Genomic DNA, 24,403 nt, shown 5'->3' with positions numbered 1-24,403 from the left:
CCGAACGCGGGACGGAGGCAACTGCTTGTCTGACAAAATGGCCGGAGGTGTCCGCAGGGCAGTGCGGCGTTTCACGACTGCTCGGTCGTCTCGGTCGGAAAAAGCAGGCGGATCATTGTCGCCGCCGCCGGCGAGAGCGGCCGGTGCGCGGGCAGGATCAGCCCGTAGCGTCCGGCCGAGACCTCGGCGGACAGGGGCAGGATGCAGACTTGGCCGCAGGCCGCCTGCTGCCGTGCCACCGCCTCCGAGACTATGCTGATCGCATCCGTGCCGGTGACGTAGGCCAGGGTCATCAGCAGGGAGTTGGCGCTGACGATGCGCTGCGGCGGCGTTTGACCGGCCTCGTGGAACATGGCGTCGACGCGGGCGCGCAGACGCGAGCCTTGCGCCTGGAGGATCCAGTGTTCGTCGCGCAGTTCTGCCGGCGCCAGCCGCGTTCGGCGGGCGAGCGGGTGGCCGATCCGGCCGATCAGCAGCAGCGATTCGTCGGCGATCTCGCGATAGGTGATCAGCCCGGCATGTTCGCCGCCGGTCGGACGGCCGAGCACCATGTCGAGCTGACCGGCGACCAGACGCTCCAGCAGCACGCCGCTGGATTCGGCCTGCACCTCGACTTCCATGCGCGGGTAGAGCGTTTGTGCCTGCGCCACGGCGCGCGTGACGGTGAGGATGGCGGGCGCGTCGATCGAACCGATCGCGACGCGGCCGAGATGGCCGTCCTGGAGCGCGTTGATCTCGTCCCGGGCACCTTCCAGCTCGGCCATGATCGCCTGCGCCCGGCGGGTGAGGATGGCGCCGAACGCGTTGGGCTCGAGCGCGCGGCTGCGGCGCTCGAACAAGGGTTGCTCCAGGGCGGTTTCCAGATCGATCAACAGCTTGGAGGCCGCAGGCTGGGACAAGCCGACCTGATCCGCCGCCTTGTGCAGCTTGCCGTGCCGGGCGAGTGCCACCAGCACTTGCAGGTGCCGTAGGCGCAGGCGGCTCTGGAGAAACCATTGGGGCGGCAGGCGGCGGCGTTCCATGGCGATCCATATCAGAAACGGTATGGATCACCTCTATCTTGCAATTAGACGGACATGTCACCAAAACCCTAGTCTTGTCTGACAAAACCGCGGGCGCTTAACGTGCCGCGTCCTGGGGGAGAGCGAGACGGTGGCCGAGATCGACGCAAACGGTGCGATGACGCGCGAGAACTGGCCGATCGCCGCGGCGATGATCCAATACGCCAACGTCCTGCCGGACGGGTCTTCCGTGCAGGAGCAGAGCGCGGAAGCCTGGGCCGCGACCATGGGCGAGATCGCCGATGCGGGCTTCACCGAGATCGATCCCACCGATTGCTGGCTGCGCGTCGCCGATCTGACGCAGGCGCGCCGTGACGAATTCAAGACCGCGCTGAAGGCGGCCGGGCTGACGGTGCCGGCGATCTCCACCGCGCGCCGCTCAATCATCGATCCCGAGCGTGGCGGCGAATATCTCGAATACTGTCATCGCGTGATCGATGCGGCGGCCGATCTGGGCGCACGCACCGTGTGTTTCGGTTTGTTCGGGCCGCTGACCGATGCGCAGAAGCAGGTTCTGTGGTTCTGGACCGTGGACGGCTATCGCAACCCCGACGATCCGGCGGTGTATCGCCGCGCCGTGGACGGGATGCGCGAACTCGGTGCGCACGCGGAGCGGAACGGTCTCGATATCGCGCTGGAGATGTACGAGGACACCTATATCGGCACCGCCGACGGTGCCGTGCAGTTCGTGCGCGACGTGAACCACCCCGCCGTCGGTCTGAACCCCGATCTCGGCAATCTGATCCGTCTGCATCGCCCGGTCGAGCATTGGGCGAGCATGGTCGAGAAGACGATGCCGTTCGTGCGCTACTGGCATGTGAAGAACTATCTGCGCATCGTCGACGAGAGCAAGGATGTGTATCTCAGCGCGCCGGCGCCGCTCGAGACGGGTCTGATCAACTATCGAGTCGCGGTGAAGCAGGCGATCGCGCATGGCTTCCGCGGCGCGTTCTGTTGCGAGCATTACGGCGGCGACGGTCTGAGTGTGAGCGCCAGCAATCGCGCGTATCTGCGTCGCATTCTGCCGAAGGAGCCGGTTTTTCGCTGACGCGCCCAGCGATTCCGAGAACGCCTCCGTCGATGTTGTTTCCCCTCGCGGGGACAGAAAGCCAGGACCATGACTCATATCGTTGAAACTGCCGAGAGCTTTGCCGATACCGCCGTGCGGGGGTATTGCGCCGTGTATGAGCGCCTCGTGCGTCCGGTGCCGGGCGGCGTGCTGCGCTCCACCGCGACCCCGGAGGGCAAGGTCGCCGTGGTGATCGGCGGCGGCAGCGGCCATTATCCGGCTTTCGCCGGTTATGTCGGGCATGGTCTTGCCGATGCGGCGGTGGCGGGCGACGTGTTCGCTTCGCCGGCCACGCGTCTGGTCGCGTCCGTGGCGCGCAAGGCGCATCGCGGTGGCGGAATCCTGCTCGGATTCGGCAACTATGCCGGTGACGTGCTGAATTTCGGCTTTGCGGCACAGCAGCTTCGCGCCGACGGCTACGATGTGCGTGTGCTGGCGGTCACCGACGACGTAGCGAGCGCCGCGGCGGACGATACCGCGCGCCGTCGTGGCGTGGCGGGCGACATTCCTGTGTTCAAGATCGCCGGGGCGGCCGCCGAGGCGGGTGCCTCTTTGGATGAGGTGGAGCGTCTGGCCCGCCACGCCAATGCGCGCACCCGCTCCTTCGGTGTGGCGTTCGGCGGCTGCACCCTGCCTGGCGCGCATGAGTCGCTGTTCACCGTGGCGGAAGGGCTCATGGCGATCGGCCTCGGCATTCATGGCGAGCCGGGTGTGAAGGAAACCGCGATCCTGCCGGCCTCGGAGCTGGCGCAGCTTCTGGTGGATCGCCTGGTCGAGGAAGCGCCGCCGGGTGCGTCCGGGCGGGCGGCGGTTCTGCTGAACGGTCTCGGCGGCACCAAATACGAGGAGTTGTTCGTTCTATGGACGTTCGTGAGTGCTGCGCTGGAGAAAGCCGGACTCACGGCGGTGGCGCCGCTGGTGGGCGAATACGTCACCAGCCTGGACATGGAAGGTTGCTCGCTGAGTATCACCTGGCTCGACGAGGAGCTGGAGCCGCTCTGGCTGGCGCCGTGCGATTCCGCGGCCTTGCGTGTCGGCACCGTGCCGGCGGCCGAACGGGCGCCGGCTTTGCCGCCGGACGATGAAGGCCGGATGTCATTTCCCGACGCGACGCCGGAGGGCCAGGCGGCGGGTAAGATCATGACGCTGGCCCTGGCGCGCCTTGCCGCCACGCTGCGGAGCGCGGAGGCCGAGCTGGGCCGGATCGATGCCCTGGCCGGTGATGGCGACCATGGCCAGGGCATGACGCGAGGCTCCCAGGCGGGCGCCGATGCCGCCGCAAAGGCGTCCGAGGCGGGGGCCGGCGCTGCCGGCGTCCTGGCGGCAGCGGCCGATGCCTGGGCGGCGCGTGCCGGGGGAACCTCCGGCGTGATCTGGGGGCTTGGTCTGCAAACCGCCAGCACGGCGCTGAACGATCGCGAACGTCCCACCGCGACGCAGATCCGCGAGGCGGCGACGGGCGCGCTGGAAGCGGTGATGCGTCTGGGTGGGGCGCGTCCGGGCGACAAGACGCTGGTGGATGCGTTCGCGCCGTTCGCGGAAACCCTGGCGGCGGATCTGGAACGCCGGGAGCCGATCAAGGTCGCCTGGGCGCATGCGACCGAGCGTGCGTTCAACGCCGCCAACGCCACGGCCGATCTGATGCCGAAGCTGGGGCGTGCGCGCATCCACGAGGATCGCAGCAAGGGGCATCGCGATGCCGGTGCGGTGTCGTTCGCGCTGGCCGCGCGCACCATCGGCGACACGATCAACGAGCAGTGAGGATGGCGAGCGTGAACGGGCGCCGTGCGATCGTCGGTGTCAGCCTCAAGATGTATATGGGTCTGGCGCAGACGAGGCGCTGGATGGATGCGCTTGCCGCGATGGCGGCGGACGCTCTGCCGGACGGGGTCGACCTGTTCGTGATCCCCACCTTCGTCTCCCTGCAGGATGCGCGTGAAAGCCTGGCCGGCACGCCGGTGATGCTGGGTGCGCAGGACGTGTTCTGGGAAGATGCGGGCGCCTTCACCGGCGAGATCTCGCCGCCGATGCTGGTCGAGGCCGGTTGCCGGATGGTGGAGATCGGCCATGCCGAGCGTCGTCGTCTGTTCGGCGAAACCGATGATGTGGTCAACAAGAAGACCGTCGCTGCCCTTCGTGCGGGTCTGGTTCCGGTGCTGTGCATCGGCGAGCACGAGCGCATGGAACCGGAGGCGGCGGTTGCGGCCTGCATGGCGCAGTTCCGGGCCGCGACCGAGGGCACCGATCCCGCTTCGCCGCTGGTGGTGGCGTGGGAGCCGGTCTGGGCGATCGGCGCCGCCGAACCGGCCGGGCCCGATTTCATTCGTGCGGTCGGCGCCGGTCTGCGTGCGGCGCTGAGCGATCGCGCCGGAACGCGCCTGATCTATGGCGGCAGCGCCGGCCCCGGGCTGTTGCAGCAACTCGATGGTGCGGTGGACGGCTTGTTCCTGGGCCGGTTCGCGCACGACATCGACAATCTTCGCCGCGTGCTCGCGGAAGCGGGCGATTGCGTTTCTTCTCTTTCTCACGCCGGATAAACAAGAATGATCGAAACCATCAGAACCGCCGCGGTGATCGGCGCCGGCTATATGGGCGGCGGCATCGCGCAGTCGCTCGCCGCTGCCGGGATCTCCGTGACCTTGGCCGACGTGTCCGCCGAGGCCACCGAGGCGTCGCTCGAGCGTCTGCTGCGCGAAGCGGGCGAGTTCGAGGCGCAGGGACTGTTTCCGGCCGGATCCACCGCCGCGATCACCGCCAATCTGCGTACCGCCCCGTCGATCGAGGACGCCGTGCGCGACGTCGATTTCGTCGAGGAAGCGGTCCCGGAGGTGCCGTCGATCAAGCACGACGTGCTGCGCCGCATCTGTGCCGCCGCGCGGCCGGATGCGATCATCGGCACCAACACCTCCACCCTGCCGGTGAAGCTGCTGGTGACGGCGGTGACGAATCCGGAACGCTTCCTGACGGTGCATTTCTCCAACCCGGCGCCGTTCATTCCGGGTGTCGAGCTGGTGTCCGGCGAGGCGACCGATCCGGCGGTGATCCCGGTGGTGAAGGACATGCTGCGACGGGCCAGGCGGTCCAGCGCGGAAGTGGCCGACGTGCCCGGCTTCGTTTTGAACCGTCTGCAATACGTGTTGCTGAAGGAAAGCAATTCGATCGTCGAGGAAGGCATCGCCACGGCGCAGGATGTGGACACCATCGTCCGCTCCACCTTCGGTTTTCGCTTGCCGTTCTTCGGGCCGTTCGCGATCGCCGACATGGCCGGACTCGATGTGTATGCGAACTGCTTCAAGACGTTCGAGGATTCGTTCGGCGAACGTCTGGCGACGCCGGAACTGCTGAAGTCGCTGGTGGCGGGGGGCAAGTACGGCGTGAAGAACGGCGAAGGCTTCTACGGCACATTCGATCCGGAGATGGCGGCGAAGCTGGTTGCGTATCGCAACAAGGCCTATGCGCGCATGGCGCAGCTTCTGGAAGAGCTGGGGCCCTCGCCGCTGGAGCGATAAGAGCGTCCTCGCAGCGAAACGACGCGCGGCCTGTTCGGGCCGCGCGTTTTCGTGTTCATCCGAGCGCGTCGCGATAGATCGCCAGCGCATCCTCGCGCGTGACCGGGCGGGGATTGTTCACCAGCAGGCGGGTTTGCAGCATGGCGTCGTCCGCCATCTGTGGAAGATCGCTTTCGGTGACGCCGATCTCGCGCAGCGTGGTCGGAAGCCTCACCGACCGGGCCAAAGCGTGCAGCGTGTCGATCAGGGTTTCGGCGCGCTGCGGGGGCGGAATGTCGAGCAGAGGCGGCGAGACGTCCGAGGCGATCTCCGCATAATCGTCGGCGCAGGCGGTAAGATTGAACCGCATCACCGGACACAGCATCAGCGTGGTGGACACCCCGTGCGGCACATGGAAGCGTGCGCCGATCGGATAGGCCAGCGCATGCACTGCCGCCACCGGCGCGTTGCCGAAGGCCTGCCCGGCCATGCAGGAGCCGAGCAGCATGGCGCCGCGCGCCGACGCGTCGCTGCCGTCCGACACGGCGCGCTGCAGATTGGCGCCGAGCAGGCGGAGGGATTCCCGCGCCAGACCGCGCGAGATCGGGTTTGCGCTGGGCGCTGCCGAGCTGTGCGCCTCGATGGCGTGGATCATCGCGTCGAGACCGGTGGCGGCGGTGATGGCGGGCGGCAGGCCGAGGGTGAGATCCGGGTCCAGCAGGGCGATGTCGGGGATCAGCAGCCGGGACGAGACGCCTTTCTTGCTGCCGCCTGCGGTGAGAATCGCGACGGGCGTCGCTTCGGAGCCGGTGCCGGCGGTGGTGGGCACCAGCAGGAGCGGCAGGCGCGGTCCCTTCGCCAGGTTGACGCCATAGATCGCCTCGAGTGCTTCGCCGCCGCCGGCGATCAGCGCCGCGAGCTTGGCGACGTCCATCGCCGAGCCGCCGCCGAACCCGACCACGCCGGTGGCGCGCATCTCCCTGGCCATGGCGACGGCGGCGTGGACGTTGTCGTCCGGCGGTTCCGGCAGCACGTCGGAGAAGAGGGCGATCTCGGCGCCGGTTTCCTGCAAGGCGGCCACGAACGGGTCGGCGAGGCCGAGCTTTCGCACGCCGTTATCGGTGACCAGCAGCACGCGCGGGCCGAGCAGGGCGGTGACCTCCGTGGGCGGCTTGGCGGCGAGACCGGCGCCGAAGCGGATCTGGCGCGGCACCTGGAAATCGAAGGGTCGCATGGTCATGGCCTCCCGTTTTCCCGAGCTTGCCGTCAGCGGGCGCGCGGGGCGAGCCCGGGGCCGAACACGATGGGGCGAACGGGATCTCGCTTCCCGCCGGGACGGGAAGCGGTGCTAGACTCCGGCGCATGAGCGAATCGCCGTCGCTGTTTCCCCAGACCGAACCCGTTCCGCTGCGGCTGCCCTGGGAGATCCATCCGTCCCTGAAGGAAGAGCGGCTGAAATTCTGCGCCCGGATGCTGGCGGAGGCCCGTGCGGACGCCGTGCGGCTCGCTCAGCCCAGGCTGGGGGACGATGGCTGGTCCGTGGGGTGCCGCGCCTATGCGTTCGGGCGCAAGCGTTTGCGGCGTGCCGCGGACGAGGGCGCGCATCCGTGGCTGAGCATCCGGGATTCGTCCAGCCGTTTCATCTTCCGCATCGGCGATGTGGATGTGCGGTTCTTTCGCGGTTCGGCCGAAGAGCCGACGCGCCGGACTTTGCGGCGCTACGGCGAAGAGGCACGGCAGATGGCGCTGGCGCTCCATGTCGACATCACCGCCGGGCTGGTGTTCCGCTTCGCGCTGGAGGTGGACGAGGCCGGGGGCACCGAGCGCGTGGTGTTCCTGGCTCTGCACGGCGAGGACGGGCATGCGGAGTGCTTCTGGCCGATCCCGCTGGATGCGGCGCCGATGCGTCATGCGCGGGCCAGCGGGCAGCTCAACCTGTTGGGCGAGGACGGGCAGTCGGGCGATTGGCGGGAGGGGGGCGGCGCGGCGAAAGCCTGAGCGGCGTCCGGAGCAGTGCCGCGGGCAGGTTGGTGCCGCAGGAATCGCGCACCACCAGGGTCGGCGCATAGGTGACGGTGCGGGGCGGTGCGGTCGGGTCGGCAATCGCCGTTTCCATCAGCGACAGGGCGGTCTGGCCGATCCGGTCCACCGGTTGCGCGACCACGGTGAGGCGCGGATGGAAGCTCGCGGCCCATTCGAAATCGTCGAATCCGGCGATGGCGAGGTCGTGCGGCACCGACAGCCCGGCATCGTGCACCGCCTGCATCAGGCCGATGGTGGAATGGTTGTTGGCGGCGATCACCGCGCTCGGTCGTTCGGTGTGCGACAGAAGCCGGGCTCCGGCCCGTCGCGCGGCGGCCACGTCGACGGTGCCGTCTTCCACCAGATCATCCGGCGCGTTCGTGAGCTGACGAAAGGCGGCGACGCGCTGTTCGGTGGTGGCGATGCCGGGCTGGCCGCTGATCAGCCCGATGCGGCGATGGCCGAGCGCGTGCAGGTGCGAGACCAGCAGGCGCATGCCCTCGGCGTTGTCGCTACCGGTCTGGCTGAAATCATCGCGCACGATCCGGTCCACCAGCACGGTGGGGAGCTTGACCGAGGCGAGATAGTCCAACGTCGGCCAGGGCGCTTTCGTCCCTGCGGCGGCGAGCAGGATGCCGTCGACCCGCCGGTGATGGAACGAGCGCACCACGCTGAGTTCCTGGTCGGGATCCTCGTTGGTGTCGGCCAGGAACACCATGACGCCGCGCTCGGAGCATGCGTGCAGGATGGATTGCACCAGTTCGATGAAATACGGGTTGGACACGGCGGAGATGGCGAGGCCGAGCGTGTTGGTGCGGGCGCCGCTTCTGGCCAGCGACCGGGCCAGCATGTTCGGCACGTAGCCCGTGGCGACGATGGCCGCTTCGACTGCCGCGCGCGTGTCGGGTTGCACGTGCCGCGTGTTGTTCACCACATGCGACACGGTGGACACCGTGACGCCGGCGTGGCGCGCCACCTCCAGCATGGTCGCCAGGATCGGTCCTCCCCGTTTGAACGGCCCGGAGGCGAGGTGCCTCCGGACCGGGTGATGTCAGAACGGGAAGCTGTCCACGTTCTCCGGCGTCGCGACTTTCGGCGGGCCCAGCAGCACGATTCCGTCGGCTCCGACGGTGTACTTGCCCAGATGGCCAGCCTCGAAGGTGGCGCCGGCTTCGGGCTTGACCTTGCACTGCGCCAGCGCCTGCGCCGCGTAGTACGATAGATAGCCGAGATCGGGCACGTTCCACCACACATCCTGCAACGATCCGTCACGGACGTATTTCTTCACCAGGCTGACCGGGCCGAGGCCGGACAGCTTGATTTTGTTGGACAAACCGGCCTGATCCAGGGCGCGTGCCGCGGCCGGAAGACCGATGCCGGCGGGAACGATGATGCCCTTCAGCTCGGGAAAGGCCTGCACCAGCGCCAGGGTCTGCTGCTGGTTGATCTGTTCGCTTTCCTGGCCGTAGGCGACCTGGACCAGCTTCATCTTCGCGAATTTCGGGTCTGTGGCGATGGTGTGCTTCATCGCCGCGATCCACTTGTTCTGGTTGGTCGCGGTCGGCGTGGAGGAGAGGATGGCGAACTGGCCGTCATAGTTGATGGCCTTGCCGAGGCTTTCCAGCATCTGCGCACCGAGCAGCGCGGAATCGGCCTGGTTGATGAACAGGGAACGCGCTTTCGGCGCGACGTCGGAATCGTAGGCGATCACCCAGATGTTCTGGGCTTCGGCGCGTCGCAGAGCGGGGGCTACCGCATTGGCGTCGTTGCCGGAGATGGCGATCACGTCGACGCCCTGGGTGACCATGTTGTTGATGAAGGCGATCTGCGCTTCCGCCGTGGCTTCGGAGGGGGCCTGCAGCAGCAGCTTGCCGCCGATCTCCTTTTGCGCCTGTTCCGCGCCCGTGTTGGCGGAGCGGAAGAACGGATCGGTATCGAGCTTGGGGATGTAGCCCACGGTGACGGGGCCTTTGCGGCATTCCGCGGCCTGCGTGGCGGCCGGGAGGGCGGCGCCGAGGGCGAGAAGCGAGGCCGCTGCGAGCAGCGTGCGTGTGCGGGACATGGTTGGTTCCGTTTCCTGTTGTTCGTTGCCGGGTTCTTTTGTTCCGTTCGTCGCCGGTCCGGTCAGACCGGCGACACCACGGTCGGGGGAGGGGGAGCGGGCGGCACCGGAGCAGGGGGCGCGCGACGACGCGCCGCCGCCGAGCGGGCCTGCACCACGCCGTTGAGCAGAAGGGCGCCGATCAGCAGCAGACCCACCGCGATTCCCTGCGCATCGCCGCCGATGCCTTCGAGGCCGAGCACGTCGCGTAGCAGCGCCAGCAGCAGCACCGCCCAGATCACGCCGCTCAAACGGCCGCGTCCGCCGAACACGCTGATGCCGCCGAGCAGCGCCATGGTGATGATCTCGAGTTCGAAGCCTTGTGCGTTGTTGGCGCGCGCGTTGGACAGGCGTGCGGTGAAGACGATGCCGGCGACGGCGCACAGGACGCCGGACAGGGTGAACAAACCGATCCTGATCCTGTCGGCGTCGATGCCGGAATAGCGTGCGGCCTCGGGGCTGCCGCCGATCGCGTAGAGGCGGCGCCCGGTGGCGGTGGCATGCAGCACGAAGGCGAAGATCGGCGCCACCACGAGGAACGGCACGATGGTCTGCGGCAGGAACGCGGTGAAGGCGGTGCCGATGCCAAAATCGCTGAGTGCGTCTGGCAGTTCGTTCACGGAATCCGCGCCGAGCAGCACGTAGCCCAGGCCGCGATACAGCCCCATGGTGCCGAGCGTGACCAGCAACGAGGCGAGGCCGAGACGGGTGACGAGCCAGCCGTTCAGCGCGCCGCAGAGTGCGCCGGCCAGGATCACCACCGGGATCGACGCCGCCAGCGGCCAGCCTTGTTGCAGCAGCGCGCCGAGAATGCAGGAACACAAGGCGAGGATGCTGGCGACCGACAGGTCGATCTCGCGCACGATCATCAACAGGGCCATCGGCAGCACGATCAGTGCTTTTTCCGAAACCAGTGCCAGGGCCTGGGAGATGTTGAAGCTGCTGGCGAAGCGCGGCACGGCGACGGCGGAGAGCAGGATCGCCAGCAGCGTCACCGCGCCGAGGCAGGTATCCCAGGTGAGGAAGCGACGCACGCCGTTCATCGCACGTCTCCGGAAGCGGGTTTGGTGGCGCGGGCAGGGGGAGGCGGCGTTCGGGCCAGGGGCGCCTGCGGGCCGCGTGAGGTGCGGGCGCGTGCGGCGCTGCGCACCACCAGCGCATCGAGCGCGATCGCCAGAACGATCACCAGCCCATACACGCCCTGCAGCCAGAGCGGGTTCACCCGTACCAGCGTGAGCGCGTTCTGGATCGCCAGCAGCAGCAGAGCGCCCAGGACAACGCCGGACAGCGTGCCGACCCCGCCGCGTATGGCGGTGCCGCCGACCACGACGGCGGCCACCACGGTCAGTTCGTAGCCGCTGGCGACGCGCGCATCGACCACCGCATAGCGCGAGGCCCAAAGCGCGCCGTCCAGCCCGGCCAGAATGCCGGACACGACGAAGGCCAGCAGCACGAGTTTCTCGCGCGGAATGCCGATCAGGCGGGCGCCGTCCGGGTTGGAGCCGATCGCGAAGAGTTCCCGTCCCTGACGCACGAAGCGGAGAAACACGGCCATCGCCGCCATGACCAGTGCGGAGAGCAGCAGGATCGCCGGAATGCCGAACAGATGCGCGCCGGTGAGGTCGAGCCAGCCTTGCGGCACCTGTTCGGAGGAGATCTGCCGTCCGCCCGCGACCATGCTGTCGAGGCCGCGGATCAGCGACAGGCTGCCGAGCGTGACGACGATGGAGGGCACGCGGCCGATCGCCACCACCAGACCGTTGCCGAGTCCGCACAGGGCGCCGACGAGACAGGCCAGCAGCACCGCGCCCGCCACCGGCATGCCGGGAAACAGCCGGAAGGAATCCGCTGCGACATAGGCGCCGAGACCGATCACGGACGCCACCGACAGGTCGATGTTGCGGGTGATCATCACCACCATCATGCCGGCGGAGACGATCATCAGCAGGGCCAGATCCATCGCCACGGCATCGAGGTTGGCGGCGGACAGCATGCGGGGATTGACGAGCGCCGCCGGCAGGATCACCGCGGCGACCGCGGCCAGCAGGCCGAGTTCGCGACGCATCCAGCTTCGGCGCGACGGCACCGGCGGGCGGACGTCCGGATCGGCGCGCGCGGCGAGCACCGCGCCGGTATCGGTCGCCTTCTCCTCACCCACGCTGTCTTCGGGCGGAAGGCGGAGGGCGGCGCCGGCATCGGTGGCGGCACGCAGAACCGCTTCCTGGCTGGCTTCGGCACGCGGCATCAGCGCGGCGAGATGGCCCTCGCGGAACACGGCGATGTCGTGGCACATGCCGAGCAGTTCGGGCATGTCGGAGGAGATGACGATGATCGCCATGCCCTGGCGTGCCAGCTCGGCGACGATGGCGTGCACCTCGCCCTTGGCGTTGATGTCGATGCCCTGGGTGGGTTCGTCCAGGATCAGCACGCGCGGTTCGGTCGCCAGCCATTTGGCGAGCACGACCTTCTGCTGATTGCCGCCGGACAACGTGCTGACGGGCTGGTCGTAATCGTTGAAACGGAGCCGCATCTTCCGCAGCGGCTCCTGCACCAGCGAGAGCGAGCGGGCGCGGTCCACCACGCCGTGACGCGTGGCGCGCGGCAGGACGCTGAGCACGGCGTTGTCGAGGATGGAGAAATCCATCACCAGGCTTTGGCCGAGCCGGTCCTCGGACACGTAGGCGATGCCGGCGCGCATGGCGTCTCCGGCGCTGCCGAAATGCTGCGGCTGCCCGTCCAGCAGGATGCGGCCGCCGTCGGGGCGGTCGATGCCGAACAGCACGCGCGCGACCTCGGTGCGTCCTGCCCCGACCAGACCGCCGAAGCCCAGGATCTGTCCGGCGCGGAGCGAGAAGGAAACGCCGGTGAAGGCGCCGTGTCGCGTGAGACCGTCGACACGCAGGACTTCCCGCTCCGTGGCGGGGGCGAGGGCGGGAAACAGGTCGGCCAGGGCTCGGCCGATCATGAGGGTCACCGCGGCGTTCTGGTCCAGCGCGGCCGCGCTTCCTTGTCCGACCTGGCGCCCGTCGCGCAGCACCACCACGCGGTCGGCGATGCGATAAACCTCCTCCATGCGATGGCCCACGAACATCATCGCCACGCCCTGACGCTTGAGCCCGGCCACCACGGCGAAGAGTTTCTCCACCTCGCCACGCGACAGGGAGGCGGTGGGTTCGTCCATGATCAGCACGCGCGCATCGACCGACAGCGCGCGGGCGATCTCGACCAGCTGCTGTTCGGAGGAGCGCAGCGACCCCAGGATCCGGTCCGGCGAACACTCCAGCCCGACCGCGCGCAGCAGACGGCGCGCATCCGCGTCCATCCGCGTGCGGTCGAGTGTGCCGAGCGCTGCGCGTGGCATATGGCCGATGGCGATGTTCTCGGCGACGCTCAGATCGGGAAACAGTCCGGGATGCTGATGCATCACGCCGATCCCGGCGGCGAGCGCGTCCTGCGGCGACCGCAGCGAGACATCCTTGCCGTCGACGCGGACGCTGCCGGTATCGGGTTGATGGACGCCTGCGAACAACTTCACGCAGGTGCTTTTGCCGGCGCCGTTCTCGCCCAGAAGCGCCACGACCTCGCCGGCATGCAGTGCGAAATCGGCATGGGCCAGCGCCACGACGCCGCCGAAGCGTTTGCTGACCCCGGCCAGTTCCGCTGCCGGCACCGTACGCGGTTCGGCTGTGTCGATCGCGATCGACATGTTTCCTCCTCGCATGCGCTTGCCCGGGTCCGTTTTCGGACTCCCGCGCATGCCGTTCCGTCTCGATTGTGCAATTATCGAAGCGTTTGCGCAAGCGCTTGTCTGAGGAATCGATGGGCGATCGGTCTGAGACAGAAAAAGCCCGCCTGCGAGCAGGCGGGCCGACGGAACGGTGCTGGAAGCCTGATCAGGCCAGCTTGGCGTCCAGCGTAACCTCGGCGGTGAGCAGCTTGGAGATCGGGCAGCCGGCCTTCGCCTTTCCGGCCAGCTCCTGGAACTTCGCGTCGTCGATGCCAGGCACCTTGGCGCGGAGCGTGAGGGCGGAGCGGGTCACGGCGAAACCGTCCCCCTGCTTGTCGAGGGTGACGACGGCCTTGGCGTCGAGTTCGTCGGCGGTGAAGCCCGCCTCGCCGAGGATGTTGGACAGGGCCATGGCGAAGCAGCCGGCATGAGCCGCTGCGACCAGTTCCTCCGGGTTGGTGCCTTTCTTGCCTTCGAAGCGGGTGTTGAAGCCGTAGGGCTGGTTGGCGAGCACGCCGCTCTCGGTGGAGATATGGCCGGTGCCGTCCTTCAGGCCGCCTTTCCAGACGGCGGAAGCGAACTTGTCCATGAACGGTGATCCCATGCTGTTCGTGTTCATGCGGACCAACGCGACGCGGGCGCGGTTGTTCAATGCCGGTTCGCGCCGCACCATGCGTTCCGCTGGAAGAGGGGCGACGCATGGCGGGCTGGCGCGACGGTCTGGTGATGGAGGAAGCCGGCGCCGGCGCGGTGTCGGAGCCGGTGCCACCTGAGCGCAAGACCATGCGCATGGACCGGGTGTTCTGGAGCCATTTCTCGCCCAATCTCGGTCCCGGCGGCTGGGTGACGGGCGTGCTGCTGGTGCATCTGGGGCTCGGGTTCTGGAGCGGGCTGGCGGCGATCCTGGTGGGCAATCTGGTGGGGGCGCTGCCGGTGGCGCTGGCGGCCGCGATCGGGCCGGTGACGGGGTTGCCACAGATGGAGGCGTCGCGCCGCGCGCTGGGTCGGCTGGGCCTGCGTCTGCCGGCCTTCCTGAACTGGATCTACTGCATCGGCTGGGATGCGGTGAACAACGTGCCGGCGGCGGTGGCGCTGATCGCGCTGCTGGCCCTGGGCGGGGTGGGGGCGCCGTTCTGGCTGGCGCTGGGCGTGCTGGCCTCGGTCCAGATGGTGGCGAGCATCTACGGGCACGATGTGGTGCAGGCCTTGCAGAAATATCTGGGGGCGCTGCTGCTGGTGACGCTGGGGGCGATCGGCATCCTGGTCCTGGTTCGGTCCGGCGGGGTGCCGCATGCGGCGCATGCGCCGGGGGCAGCGGTCTTCGTGCTCGCGACCGCGATCCTGGCGTCGTTCAATCTGAGCTGGGCATCCTATTCGTCGGACTATACGCGCTATCTGCCGGCCGACAGCGATCCGGCGCGCGTGGTGCGTCTGGCGTTGTTCGGCTTGCTGGGCTCGGCGGTGCCGTTCCAGGTGTTGGGCCTGCTGACGGCGTCGGCCAGCGCGGAAGCCTCGCCCACGGCGGTGATCAACGGTCTGGCGCAGCAGGCGGGCTGGCTGGGGCCGGTGGTGCTGGGGGCGATCGCGCTCTCGTCCATCACCGGCAATTCGTTCAACGACAACACCGCGAGCTACAGCCTGATCTCGGCCGGCATCCGCGTGCCGCGCGTTCTGGCGGCGATCCTCACCGCCGCGATCGGCTATGCGCTGGCGGTGGCCGGGGCCGGGCATTACGCCGATCTGTATGCGTCCTATCTGGTGATGACGTTGTACTGGATCGCGCCCTGGATCGGCATCGTCCTGGCGGACTGGTATCTGGTGCGCGATCGCAGGCCGCTGTCCGATCCGTCGGGCTGGACACGCGGTGCGACGATCTTCGTGGTCACCGCCGTTCTGACCATCGCCCTGTTTTCCGTGAGCGATCTCTACACCGGGCCGGTGGCGCGACTGCTCGGCGGCGCGGATATCGGCTATTATGTCGGTTTCGCCGTGGCCGCCTTGTGGTATGCCGCCGGCCGCAAGACCGCTCGAGTTGGAACCCCTGCATGACCGAACAGAACGACACCCTGCCGGACCGCCTGGCTATCAATCCGCGCTCGCCGCATTTCGACGAGGCGCTGCTGGCGCGCGGCATCGGCATCCGCTTCAACGGCGTCGAGAAGACCAATGTCGAGGAATACTGCGTCAGCGAGGGCTGGATCCGTGTCGCCGTTGGCAAGACCATGGCGCGGGATGGCAGCCCGATGACCATGAAGCTGAGTGGCAAGGTCGAGCCCTATCTGCGCGACCAGAACGGGGCCGAGCCGGCTGCCGACATTTAACGCAGTCAGAAGGAAGAGTGTTCTTTCTTGAAAGAAAGAACCAAAGAACTTCTATCCGATTGGCTCCACGCCGAGCCGTCTGCTCGGCAGCAAACGGATAGAAGTCTTTTTGCTTCTTTTTCTTCAGAAAAAGAAACCTCTTCCCTCAGTCGGTAAGCGCCAGCAGGGCGAAACTCGCCAGCCAGTGCTCGCCCATATAGTCGCCAGCCACGTTGCCGAGCGATGCGGCCAGATGGTCGTCGGCGGCCTTCAAGAGAACCGTTTTCGCGTCGCCGTCATCGAGCGTCCGCGCCAGACCGCGCATGCACCAGGCGCGGCTCAGATTGAGCCCGTCCAGATGGGCGATGCGGCCATCGCTCCTGTCGCTGACGGACACGGGGGTGAACAGGGCGGCGGGTTCGCGCTCAGCCAGGTGCGGCAGGAAGCCCGCGAACCAGGGCGCGAACCGCTCCGGCGGCAGAAGACGCGCCATCGCCAGGGATTCCACCAGGATCGGCGACAGGAAATCCTCGCCGCTGGGTTCGAAGCCGCGCGCGTCGGTGTCGGCGCCGAACCAGTGAGACGCGCGCTCCTGCAGCAAAGTGTGGAACGCGGTGTCGCCGGAAAGGCGGGCGTAGCGTTGCATCAGCACCAGGGCGAAACCGGTGCTGGCATGGGTTCCGGCGCGTACCGGAAAGGAAAGTTTGGGGAAGTAGTCGCGGCAGAGCGACGCGAAATCCTCGGCGAGCGGGCGTAGCGCGTCCGCGTGCGGATCGCCGCTTGTCTGCAATTCGGCCCACAGCATCATCAGCCATGCCCAGCCATAGGGACGCTCGAAGCTGCGTGCGCCGGGGCGGTGCAGATAGGCGCGTTCCGCGGCGATCTTCTCCCCCGTGAAGCTGTCGGCGAACAGGCTGTCGATCGCGCCGGTTTCGACGATGTCGGGATGCAGGCGGCGGACGCGGGCGAGCAGCCAGAAACCGTGCACGCAGCTATGCCAATCGAAACTACCGAAGAAGATCGGGTGCATGTCCCGCGGCAGATACGCGTCCGTGTCCGCGCTCATCACGTGGTCGGCCTTGTGCGGGTATTCGCGCGTGACGTGGCCGAGCGCGATGCGGGCGAAGGTGCTGGCCAGCCCGGCGGGAAACGAGTCGGTCATGGCGAGACTCCGGGAAAGGCGCAGACCAGAAGGACGGCGACGTTGACGAGAAGCAGCAGCATCGCGGTCGGTGCCTGCACGCGGATGACGGCGTATTGGCTGCGCAGATCGAGCAGGGTGGTCGGCACCAGATTGAAGGTGGCCGCCATCGGCGAGACCAGCGTACCGCAGAAGCCGGACAGCATGCCGAGCGATGCGACGATCGCCGGGTCGGCGCCCATGTGGCGCACCAGGATCGGAATGCCGATGCCGCCCATCATGATCGGGAACGCGGTGAAGGCGTTGCCGATCAGAACGGTGAGTCCGGCCATGCCGATCGCGAACAAGGCCGTCATGAGCAGATGGGAATCGAAGGGGACCACGGCGGCGGTAGAGGCGGCGATGATCTTGCCGACGCCGGCCATGGCGAAGATGCCGCCGAGTGCGGCCAGAAGCTGCGGCAGCACCATGGCCCAGCCGTAATCGTCGGACAGGCGGCGCGATTCCGCGACGATCGCGCCGCGTGGCGGCCGGGTCAGCAGCAGGGCGAAGGCGGTTGCGGCCAGCAGGCCGATGGTGAGCCCGTACAGCGTGGCATTGCGCGGATCGGTGAGAGGGCGGCCGTGCCATGCGAGTTTCGGCAGTAGGATGGCGCCGGAAAAGGTCAGCAGCGGTGCGGAAAGGGCTGGCAGGAACAGGCGATACCCGAAACGCCGGGCCGAGACCGCGCGCTGCGCCTCGCTCGTGGACCGCCCCGCCCCGGGCCGGAGGCCGATCGTCGCCAGGGTGACCATGAGCAGAACCAGAGCGCCGTTCGCGAGGGAAGGCAGAAACGGTCCTGCACCGGCTGTGATGGCGAAGGCGCCCCAGAAGGTGGCGTTGCGGAATCGCCTGGGAGAGTCTCGATCGGTCAGATGATGCAGCGCCGCCGCGGCCGGCAGCAGGGCCAGCACGACGCCCAGGACCGTGTCGCCGTGCAGGGTCACGGGGCCCGGTCGCGGCGCAAGCGGCGGTCCAGCAGAAGAAGCCGCGCGCCATGGATCAGCAGCGCGGCGATGGCGGTGGGGATGGCCCAGAACGCCACGCGCAGCGGCGCGACGTCGATGCCGTTCTGCGCCAGGACCGCGCGGATCAGCAGTACCGATCCGACCGCGACGAACACGTCCTCGCCGAAGAAGGAGCCGATATTGTCGACAGCGGCGGCATGGGCGCGGAGGAGACGGCGTTTCGGCGCGTCCGCCTCCGGTTCCGCTGCTTCGGTCATCGGCGCGACGATCGGCCGCACCATCTGCACGTGGCCGCCGAGACCACGCAGGCCGAGCGCTGCGGATAGTTCGCGGAATGCCAGGTAGGCCAACAGGATCCGGCCGGGCGTGGCGCCGCGCAGGCGGCCGATCAGGTGTTTCGCCTGTTCGCGGAGCCCCGCGCGTTCCAGCACGCCGACCATCGCCAGGGCGAGCAGGGGCAGAGACAGCAGCCGGTTCTCGACGAAGCCGTGTCCGATCATGGCGATCACGGCGAGCGGCTCGTAACCGGCTGCCATCGCGCTGGCGAAGGCGGCGAGGGTGACGACCAGCATCGGGTTCAGGCCGAGCCCGAAGCCGATCACGATCACCAGAATGCCGGACAGGACCAGGATGGTTCGGGTGTCCTCTACAGCGTCGCGGCGGCACGGGCCGCCTGATTGTACTGCCCTGACAGGCGCCGGAGCAGGGCGGCTGCGTCGGACAGGATGGCGCCGTTCGGTTCGGCATCGGCGACGGAGGCGGCCAGGATCTGTTCGCGAACCTCCCGATAGCGGGCGCAGAAGGCGCGGCCCCTGGCGGTGGCGCCGACCAGCTTCTCCTTGCCGTCGCGTTTTGTGCTGACCAGACCGGCGGCTTCCAGCTTGCGCAACGCGTAGGTGACCAGATGGATGTCGTCGATGTCGAGCACCAGGGCGATGTCGGCGAGGCGTTTGAAGCGGTCGCGATGGCGCACCGTGTGCAGGATCAGCACTTCCAGCGGCGACAAGGACAGGCCCGCCGCCGAGGCGCAGCGGCCGATCCAGCGCTGATAGGCGGTGGCGGCCAGAGTGAGGCTGAATTCGAGCTCGCTGAGCGCAGGCGAGGCACCGTCCGCCAGATGCGCCGAGGACACGATCGCCGGTCTGCCGCTCATGCCTGTTCCCCGCTGCCGGGCGCAGCATCGGTTCTGGCGAGGCTGGCTGTCAATCTGTATACGATACGGCGACGATTTCTCGACAAATCGGGAGGGTTCCATGGGCGGCTGGGAATTCTGGATCGACCGCGGGGGTACCTTCACCGACATCGTGGCGCGCGATCCGGACGGCGTGCTCAGCACCGCCAAGCTGTTGAGCGAGAACCCGGAGCGCTACGACGATGCCGCCGTGGCCGGCATCCGTGCCATTCTCGGCGTCGCCCCGGGCGAGGCTTTGCCCCGTGCGCTGATCCGCTCGGTGAAGATGGGCACGACGGTGGCGACCAACGCGCTGCTGGAGCGCAAGGGCGCGCGGACGCTGCTGGTGGTGGATCGCGGCTTCGGCGATCTGCTGCGGATCGGCACCCAGGCGCGGCCGCGTTTGTTCGATCTGCATATCCGCCTGCCGGAACCGATCCACGAGGCGGTGGAGGAGATCGGCGGCCGGATCGATGCCGAGGGCAGGGTGGTGGCGCCGCTGGACGAGGCGGAAACGCTCCGGATGCTGCGTTGCCGGCGCGCGGAAGGGTTCGAGTCGGTGGCGATCGTGCTGGCGCACAACTGGCGTTTCCCCGAGACCGAGCAGCGCGTGGCCCTGCTGGCGCGGGAGGCGGGTTTCACGCAGATCTCGGCGAGCCATGCGGTGTCGCCCCTGGTCGGGCTGGTGTCGCGCGGGCGCACCAGCGTGGTGGATGCGTATCTGTCGCCCGTGTTGCGCGGCTACGTGAACCGGGTGTCGTCGGCGTTGGGCGATACGGCGCTGAGCTTCATGCAGTCCAATGGCGGTCTGGCGGCGGCGGACCGGTTCGGCGGCAAGGATGCGATCCTGTCCGGGCCGGCCGGCGGCGTGGTGGCGGCGGCGCGCACGGCGGAGGCGGCCGGATTCGGCGACGTGATCGGCTTCGACATGGGCGGGACCTCCACCGATGTGGCGCTGTATTCCGGCCGGTTCGAGCGTGTTTTCGATACGGTGGTGGCCGGGGTGGAGATGCGCGTGCCGATGATGCGCATCGACACGGTGGCGGCGGGGGGCGGTTCGATCCTGCATCACGATTCCGGCCGGTTCCGGGTGGGGCCGGACAGTGCCGGCGCCCGGCCCGGCCCGGCCTGTTACCGCAACGGCGGTCCGTTGACGGTCACGGACGCCAATCTGCTGACCGGTCGGCTCGATCCGGCGCATTTCCCGTCCTTGTTCGGACCGAACGGCGATGCGCCGCTGGACCGTGCAGTGGTGGAGCAGAAATTCGCCGCGCTAGCGTCGGATATCGGAGGCGATGTCGATCCGCGTGACGTTGCGGAGGGGTTTCTGCTGGTGGCGGTGAACACCATGGCCGCCGCCATTCGGCGTGCGGCGCTGGAGAAGGGCCGGGACGCGTCGGATTTCACCCTGCAATGTTTCGGTGGGGCGGGCGGCCAACTCGCCTGTCGCGTGGCGGAATCGCTCGGCATGCGACGTGTTCTGATCCACCCGATGGCCGGCGTGTTGAGTGCGTTCGGCATGGGGCTGGCCGATCGCATGGCGATGCGGCAGCGTTCGGTGGAGCGCGCGCTCGACGCGGAAAGCGCCGAACTGATCGCGGAGGTCGCGGAAGAGCTCGCTCGGGACGCTGAGGGCGAACTGGGCGTGGCCGATTCCAGGCGCAGCGTGGAGGTGATGCTGCGCTATCGCAACAGCGATACGGCTCTGGCGGTGACGCCTGGACGTTTCCCCGGATTGCGCGAGCAGTTCGAGGCCGTTCACCGCGCACGCTACGGATTCGTCGATCCGGCGCAGACCGTGATGGTGGATAGCGTGGTGGTGGAGGTCGTATCGGCGGGTGCGGCCGTTTCCTTGCCTGTGCTGCCGCCACGGGCCGGCGCGGCGCCCGTTCCGGTCGGTCGTGTCGTGCTGTGGTCGGACGGGCAGGCGCTGGATGCGCCGGTGCTGGAGCGGGCTTCGCTGCGTCCTGGCGATCGCATCGACGGGCCTGCGCTGATCCGGGAGCCGATCGCGACCACGGTGGTGGAGCCGGGCTGGCGGGTCGAGATCGGCGCGCAGGGCGAAATCCTGCTGCATCACGCGACGGCGATGCCGAAATCTGCGCCCGATCCGGACGTGCCGGACCCGGCGCAGCTCGAATTGTTCAATATCCGTTTCATGGGCATCGCCGAGCGCATGGGCGTCGTGCTGCGCCAGACCGCCAGCAGCGTGAACATGAAGGAGAGGCTCGACTTTTCCTGTGCGCTGTTCGACAGGGATGGTCAGCTGATCGCCAATGCGCCGCACGTTCCGGTGCATCTGGGCGCGATGGGGGAGAGCGTGCGTGCGGTGATTCGGTCGCGCGGGAACACGCTCAAGCCGGGCGATGCCGTGGCGCTGAACAATCCGTTCAACGGCGGCACGCATCTGCCGGACATCACCGTGATCTCTCCTTCGTTCGACGATACCGGCGCAATCCGGTTCTTCGTCGCCAATCGCGGCCATCATGCGGATATCGGCGGACTGACGCCGGGCTCGACGCCGCCCGGATCACACCGGCTCGACGAGGAGGGCGTGGTGATCGACGATTTCCTGCTGGTCGGGAACGGCGTTCTTCGGGAGGAGGCGTTCCGCGATCTGTTGACCGGCGCGCGCTGGCCTGCGCGTTCGCCCGACACCAATCTGGCCGATATCCGCGCCCAGCTCGCCGCCAATCAGGCCGGGCTGGCGGAGCTGGCTGCGCTCGTGCGCGAGCATGGCTGGGCGCTGGTGGAGGCGTATATGGGCCATGTCAGGGCCCATGCGGAAGAAAGCGTGCGTCGCGTGATCGGGCGTCTGGAAGACGGCGCCTTCAGTTATTCGATGGATGACGGAGCGACTCTTCGTGTAGCGATCGGGATCGATCGGGACAGCCGGTCGGCGGTGATCGACTTCACCGGCACTTCGGCCGCGGATGGCGGCAATTTCAACGCACCGCCGGCGGTGACGCGCGCCGCCGTGCTCTATGTGTTCCGCTGCCTGCTGGACGAGGATCTGCCGCTGAACGAAGGTTGTCTGGCGCCGTTGCGGATCGTTCTGCCGGAGAACAGCTTTCTGAGCCCGCCTCCCGGCAGCGCCGTGGTGGCCGGAAACACGGAGATCAGCCAGGCCGTGTGCAATGCGCTGCTGGGGGCGCTCGGTGCGCAGGCGGCATCGCAGGGCACGATGAACAACCTGCTGTTCGGCAATGAACGTTGCCAGTACTACGAGACCATTTGCGGCGGTGCGGGTGCCGGGCCAGGCTTTGACGGTGCGTCGGGTGTGCATACGCACATGACCAATACGCGCATCACCGATCCGGAGATCCTGGAGATGCGTTATCCGGTCAGGCTCGACCGGTTTTCCTTATGGCCCGGATCGGGCGGGGCCGGGCGTTGGTCGGGCGGATGCGGCGTGGAGCGGGCGATCGTGGCGTTGGAGCCGATCGAGGCGACGATCGTCTCATCGCGGCGCAGCGTGGCGCCGTTCGGTGCCGCAGGTGGCGAAGCAGGCGAACCCGGGCGGCAACATGTGGATCGCGCGGACGGCACGCGATATGATCTGGCCGGACGCGATCGGGCCCTGCTGGCGGCCGGAGACAGGCTGGTGGTTCTCACGCCTGGCGGCGGCGGATGGGGTGTTTCGGAAGCATCCTGATCCCGCCATCGTCCTTTTCAAGCGCGAGACGGTCGCCGAAACCCGGTACCGATCGCGTCGTTCGCGCCAAGATCTGAGGAGGTTTCGTCATGTCGGATACCAACACACCTGTCTGGTTCATCAGCGGCTGCTCCACCGGGTTCGGCCGCGATCTGGCGACGCTGGTGCTGGAGAAAGGGGGGCGTGCCGTGGTCACGGCGCGCGATGCCGCGCGCGTGGCCGACCTGGTGGAAGGACATGAGAACGATGCGCTCGCGGTCGCGCTCGACGTGACGGATCAGACGGCGATCGACCGTGCCGTGGCGGCGACAATCGAGCGTTTCGGCCGCATCGACGTTCTGGTGAACAATGCCGGCTACGGCTACCAGGCGTCGATCGAGGAAGGCGACGACAAGGAGATCCGCGCGCAGTTCGACGCCAACGTGTTCGGCTTGTTCGCCCTGACGCGTGCGGTTCTGCCGGCCATGCGGGCGCAGCGGCGCGGGCATGTGATCAACATCACCTCGATGGCGGGTCTCGTCGGGTTTCCGGGCTCCGGTTACTACTCGGCCAGCAAGCATGCGGTCGAAGGCTGGTCGGACGCGTTGGCGATCGAGGCCGCACCTCTGGGGATCAAGGTGACCTGCATCGAGCCGGGTCCGTTCCGCACCGATTGGGCCGGTCGCTCCCTGCGTCAGACTCCTGGCCGCATCGCCGATTATGCAGAGACGGCGGGTGCGCGGATGAAGAACACCGCTGCGGCCAGTGGCGAACAGAAGGGCGATCCGAAGCGGGCGGTGCAGGCGATGTTCGAGATCGCTCTGAGCGAAACCGCGCCGCGTCATTACGTTCTGGGCGCGATGGCCAACGATGTGGTCCTGTCGCGGCTGAAGCAGCGCATGGCGGAGATCGAAGCCTGGCAGGAGAAGGGCCGGGCGACCGACTTCCCGGAAGGCTGAAGAGCGGCGCGCCTTTCGGACCGCCCGGTCAGGAGGCGTTCTCGCGCTTCGACGACCGGCCGGATCAGCTCAGCAGCGGGCGCCGGAACAGCAGTTCGGCGCCCGGACGGACACCGAAAAGCTGGGTCGGACGACCGATGTCGCGTCGCTCGCCGCGTTTTTCCAGCACGTCCTGCGCCAGCAGTTTGCGCCGGAAATTCGCCGCGTCGATCGGGCCGCCTGCGACCAGCCGGTAGGCGGTCAGCGCTTCCGTCAGGGTGAAGGGTTCGGGGATCAGGAACAGCGGCAGGGCGCTGTAGCTGGCTTTGGCACGCAGCCGGTCGAGCGCCTGGGCGACGATCTCGGCGTGGTCGAAGGCGAGGGGCGGCAGGTTCTCGGCATCGTGGAACTCGAGGCCGGGTGCGGGGCCGGACAGAATGGCGGCGTAGGACACCGACAGGCTCCAGCCGCGCGGATCGCGCCGCGCGTTGCCGCGCGTGCCGAGCTGCTCGCCATAGGCCGGCTCGGCGCCGACCTTCGTGCGCAGCACACGCCGCATCACCGCGTCGAGATCCGCATCCTCGCCCACGCGGACGAACCCGCCCGGAAGGGCGCGTTCGCCATAGGCGGGTTCGTCCGGTGCGTCGCGGCGGAGCAGGCCCACGGACAATGCTCCGTCCAGAAGGGCCAGCACCACCACATCGACCGTGGCGATCGGGCGTGGATGATCCGCCATCGCCGTCC

Annotated in this window: 21 protein-coding genes; 9 read left to right on the top strand and 12 right to left on the bottom strand. The window is 68.1% G+C overall.

The features are described from left to right. Positions 1-71: 71 nt before the first annotated feature. On the bottom strand, positions 72-1,022 hold the full coding sequence (locus tag ACZ5BM_RS07610; protein WP_498911157.1) for a type 2 periplasmic-binding domain-containing protein: 951 nt from the start codon (positions 1,020-1,022) through the stop codon (positions 72-74). A 130-nt stretch (positions 1,023-1,152) separates the two neighbouring features. On the opposite strand from ACZ5BM_RS07610, the gene ACZ5BM_RS07605 reads away from it, so the two are divergent. From ACZ5BM_RS07605 to ACZ5BM_RS07590, 4 genes are all read left to right on the top strand, one after another. Next, complete coding sequence (locus ACZ5BM_RS07605; RefSeq protein WP_498911156.1) at positions 1,153-2,109, top strand: sugar phosphate isomerase/epimerase family protein; 957 nt, start codon at positions 1,153-1,155, stop codon at positions 2,107-2,109. A 69-nt stretch (positions 2,110-2,178) separates the two neighbouring features. After that, positions 2,179-3,891, top strand: a complete 1,713-nt coding sequence (locus tag ACZ5BM_RS07600) for a dihydroxyacetone kinase family protein (protein WP_498911154.1) — start codon at positions 2,179-2,181, stop codon at positions 3,889-3,891. A 2-nt stretch (positions 3,892-3,893) separates the two neighbouring features. Further along, positions 3,894-4,667 carry a triose-phosphate isomerase family protein gene (locus tag ACZ5BM_RS07595; RefSeq protein WP_498911152.1) on the top strand — a complete coding sequence of 258 codons (774 nt, stop codon included), beginning with the start codon at positions 3,894-3,896 and terminating at the stop codon, positions 4,665-4,667. A gap of 6 nt (positions 4,668-4,673) precedes the next feature. After that, positions 4,674-5,639 (top strand): 3-hydroxyacyl-CoA dehydrogenase family protein, encoded by a 966-nt coding sequence (locus ACZ5BM_RS07590; protein ID WP_498911150.1) that lies wholly within the window; start codon positions 4,674-4,676, stop codon positions 5,637-5,639. A 55-nt stretch (positions 5,640-5,694) separates the two neighbouring features. Here ACZ5BM_RS07590 and ACZ5BM_RS07585 read toward each other — a convergent pair whose 3' ends face one another. After that, positions 5,695-6,858 carry an iron-containing alcohol dehydrogenase gene (locus ACZ5BM_RS07585; protein ID WP_498911148.1) on the bottom strand — a complete coding sequence of 388 codons (1,164 nt, stop codon included), beginning with the start codon at positions 6,856-6,858 and terminating at the stop codon, positions 5,695-5,697. Positions 6,859-6,980: 122 nt separating this feature from the next. On the opposite strand from ACZ5BM_RS07585, the gene ACZ5BM_RS07580 reads away from it, so the two are divergent. Next, entirely contained in the window at positions 6,981-7,616 is a 636-nt protein-coding gene (locus ACZ5BM_RS07580) for a hypothetical protein (RefSeq protein WP_498911146.1), read from the top strand. Here ACZ5BM_RS07580 and ACZ5BM_RS07575 read toward each other — a convergent pair. From ACZ5BM_RS07575 to ACZ5BM_RS07555, 5 genes are all read right to left on the bottom strand, one after another. Further along, positions 7,549-8,625: a LacI family DNA-binding transcriptional regulator gene (locus ACZ5BM_RS07575; RefSeq protein WP_498911144.1), complete on the bottom strand. Its 1,077-nt coding sequence runs from the start codon at positions 8,623-8,625 to the stop codon at positions 7,549-7,551. The genes ACZ5BM_RS07580 and ACZ5BM_RS07575 overlap by 68 nt on opposite strands. 66 nt (positions 8,626-8,691) lie before the next feature. Continuing rightward, positions 8,692-9,702, bottom strand: a complete 1,011-nt coding sequence (locus ACZ5BM_RS07570; protein WP_498911142.1) for a rhamnose ABC transporter substrate-binding protein — start codon at positions 9,700-9,702, stop codon at positions 8,692-8,694. A gap of 62 nt (positions 9,703-9,764) precedes the next feature. Beyond that, positions 9,765-10,784, bottom strand: a complete 1,020-nt coding sequence (locus tag ACZ5BM_RS07565; RefSeq protein WP_498911140.1) for an ABC transporter permease — start codon at positions 10,782-10,784, stop codon at positions 9,765-9,767. Continuing rightward, a complete protein-coding gene (locus ACZ5BM_RS07560; RefSeq protein ID WP_498911138.1) occupies positions 10,781-13,447 on the bottom strand; it encodes an ATP-binding cassette domain-containing protein in 2,667 nt (888 codons plus the stop codon). The genes ACZ5BM_RS07565 and ACZ5BM_RS07560 overlap by 4 nt, the downstream gene beginning before the upstream one ends. A 187-nt stretch (positions 13,448-13,634) precedes the next feature. Continuing rightward, positions 13,635-14,057 (bottom strand): OsmC family protein, encoded by a 423-nt coding sequence (locus ACZ5BM_RS07555; RefSeq protein ID WP_498911136.1) that lies wholly within the window; start codon positions 14,055-14,057, stop codon positions 13,635-13,637. Positions 14,058-14,167: 110 nt separating this feature from the next. On the opposite strand from ACZ5BM_RS07555, the gene ACZ5BM_RS07550 reads away from it, so the two are divergent. Both ACZ5BM_RS07550 and ACZ5BM_RS07545 read left to right on the top strand, forming a co-directional pair. Further along, positions 14,168-15,517 (top strand): purine-cytosine permease family protein, encoded by a 1,350-nt coding sequence (locus ACZ5BM_RS07550; RefSeq protein WP_498911133.1) that lies wholly within the window; start codon positions 14,168-14,170, stop codon positions 15,515-15,517. Next, positions 15,514-15,789 carry a DUF3297 family protein gene (locus ACZ5BM_RS07545; RefSeq protein ID WP_498911131.1) on the top strand — a complete coding sequence of 92 codons (276 nt, stop codon included), beginning with the start codon at positions 15,514-15,516 and terminating at the stop codon, positions 15,787-15,789. The genes ACZ5BM_RS07550 and ACZ5BM_RS07545 overlap by 4 nt, the downstream gene beginning before the upstream one ends. Before the next feature lie 145 nt (positions 15,790-15,934). Here the strand turns inward: ACZ5BM_RS07545 and ACZ5BM_RS07540 are convergent, their stop codons facing one another. From ACZ5BM_RS07540 to ACZ5BM_RS07525, 4 genes are read right to left on the bottom strand one after another with little or no spacing between them, the layout of a single operon-like run. Continuing rightward, positions 15,935-16,930, bottom strand: a complete 996-nt coding sequence (locus tag ACZ5BM_RS07540) for a DUF2891 domain-containing protein (protein WP_498911129.1) — start codon at positions 16,928-16,930, stop codon at positions 15,935-15,937. Further along, positions 16,927-17,895, bottom strand: coding sequence for a 5-oxoproline transporter, DUF979 family subunit (locus ACZ5BM_RS07535; protein WP_498911127.1), 969 nt, complete (start codon positions 17,893-17,895; stop codon positions 16,927-16,929). Before ACZ5BM_RS07535 ends, ACZ5BM_RS07540 begins: the two co-directional genes overlap by 4 nt. Next, positions 17,892-18,539, bottom strand: coding sequence for a 5-oxoproline transporter, DUF969 family subunit (locus ACZ5BM_RS07530; RefSeq protein ID WP_498911537.1), 648 nt, complete (start codon positions 18,537-18,539; stop codon positions 17,892-17,894). Before ACZ5BM_RS07530 ends, ACZ5BM_RS07535 begins: the two co-directional genes overlap by 4 nt. Before the next feature lie 23 nt (positions 18,540-18,562). Next, complete coding sequence (locus tag ACZ5BM_RS07525) at positions 18,563-19,069, bottom strand: winged helix DNA-binding protein (protein ID WP_498911125.1); 507 nt, start codon at positions 19,067-19,069, stop codon at positions 18,563-18,565. 100 nt (positions 19,070-19,169) lie between these two features. Here ACZ5BM_RS07525 and ACZ5BM_RS07520 point away from each other — a divergent pair, with 100 nt between their 5' ends. Continuing rightward, positions 19,170-22,742 carry a hydantoinase/oxoprolinase family protein gene (locus tag ACZ5BM_RS07520; protein WP_498911123.1) on the top strand — a complete coding sequence of 1,191 codons (3,573 nt, stop codon included), beginning with the start codon at positions 19,170-19,172 and terminating at the stop codon, positions 22,740-22,742. Between the two features lie 89 nt (positions 22,743-22,831). Beyond that, a complete protein-coding gene (locus tag ACZ5BM_RS07515) occupies positions 22,832-23,680 on the top strand; it encodes a Rossmann-fold NAD(P)-binding domain-containing protein (RefSeq protein ID WP_498911121.1) in 849 nt (282 codons plus the stop codon). A gap of 64 nt (positions 23,681-23,744) precedes the next feature. Here the strand turns inward: ACZ5BM_RS07515 and ACZ5BM_RS07510 are convergent, their stop codons facing one another. Then, a complete protein-coding gene (locus ACZ5BM_RS07510) occupies positions 23,745-24,395 on the bottom strand; it encodes an NUDIX hydrolase (RefSeq protein ID WP_498911119.1) in 651 nt (216 codons plus the stop codon). Positions 24,396-24,403 lie beyond the last annotated feature (8 nt).

The organism is Lichenicola sp. GTC18331, assembly GCF_055386855.1.
The sequence above is the reverse complement of the archived record's forward strand: the minus strand, read 5'-3'. Positions and strand labels throughout refer to the sequence as shown.

Bases quoted from the DNA above. Each gene is read 5' to 3' on its own strand.
- ACZ5BM_RS07510 (WP_498911119.1), bottom strand. From the start codon at position 24,395: ATGGCGGATCATCCACGCCCGATCGCCACGGTCGATGTGGTGGTGCTG.
- ACZ5BM_RS07590 (WP_498911150.1), top strand. From the start codon at position 4,674: ATGATCGAAACCATCAGAACCGCCGCGGTGATCGGCGCCGGCTATATG.
- ACZ5BM_RS07515 (WP_498911121.1), top strand. From the start codon at position 22,832: ATGTCGGATACCAACACACCTGTCTGGTTCATCAGCGGCTGCTCCACC.
- ACZ5BM_RS07600 (WP_498911154.1), top strand. From the start codon at position 2,179: ATGACTCATATCGTTGAAACTGCCGAGAGCTTTGCCGATACCGCCGTG.
- ACZ5BM_RS07550 (WP_498911133.1), top strand. From the start codon at position 14,168: ATGGCGGGCTGGCGCGACGGTCTGGTGATGGAGGAAGCCGGCGCCGGC.
- ACZ5BM_RS07560 (WP_498911138.1), bottom strand. From the start codon at position 13,447: ATGTCGATCGCGATCGACACAGCCGAACCGCGTACGGTGCCGGCAGCG.
- ACZ5BM_RS07610 (WP_498911157.1), bottom strand. From the start codon at position 1,022: ATGGAACGCCGCCGCCTGCCGCCCCAATGGTTTCTCCAGAGCCGCCTG.
- ACZ5BM_RS07540 (WP_498911129.1), bottom strand. From the start codon at position 16,930: ATGACCGACTCGTTTCCCGCCGGGCTGGCCAGCACCTTCGCCCGCATC.
- ACZ5BM_RS07585 (WP_498911148.1), bottom strand. From the start codon at position 6,858: ATGACCATGCGACCCTTCGATTTCCAGGTGCCGCGCCAGATCCGCTTC.
- ACZ5BM_RS07580 (WP_498911146.1), top strand. From the start codon at position 6,981: ATGAGCGAATCGCCGTCGCTGTTTCCCCAGACCGAACCCGTTCCGCTG.
- ACZ5BM_RS07525 (WP_498911125.1), bottom strand. From the start codon at position 19,069: ATGAGCGGCAGACCGGCGATCGTGTCCTCGGCGCATCTGGCGGACGGT.
- ACZ5BM_RS07575 (WP_498911144.1), bottom strand. From the start codon at position 8,625: ATGCTGGAGGTGGCGCGCCACGCCGGCGTCACGGTGTCCACCGTGTCG.
- ACZ5BM_RS07555 (WP_498911136.1), bottom strand. From the start codon at position 14,057: ATGGACAAGTTCGCTTCCGCCGTCTGGAAAGGCGGCCTGAAGGACGGC.
- ACZ5BM_RS07565 (WP_498911140.1), bottom strand. From the start codon at position 10,784: ATGAACGGCGTGCGTCGCTTCCTCACCTGGGATACCTGCCTCGGCGCG.
- ACZ5BM_RS07545 (WP_498911131.1), top strand. From the start codon at position 15,514: ATGACCGAACAGAACGACACCCTGCCGGACCGCCTGGCTATCAATCCG.
- ACZ5BM_RS07595 (WP_498911152.1), top strand. From the start codon at position 3,894: ATGGCGAGCGTGAACGGGCGCCGTGCGATCGTCGGTGTCAGCCTCAAG.
- ACZ5BM_RS07570 (WP_498911142.1), bottom strand. From the start codon at position 9,702: ATGTCCCGCACACGCACGCTGCTCGCAGCGGCCTCGCTTCTCGCCCTC.
- ACZ5BM_RS07520 (WP_498911123.1), top strand. From the start codon at position 19,170: ATGGGCGGCTGGGAATTCTGGATCGACCGCGGGGGTACCTTCACCGAC.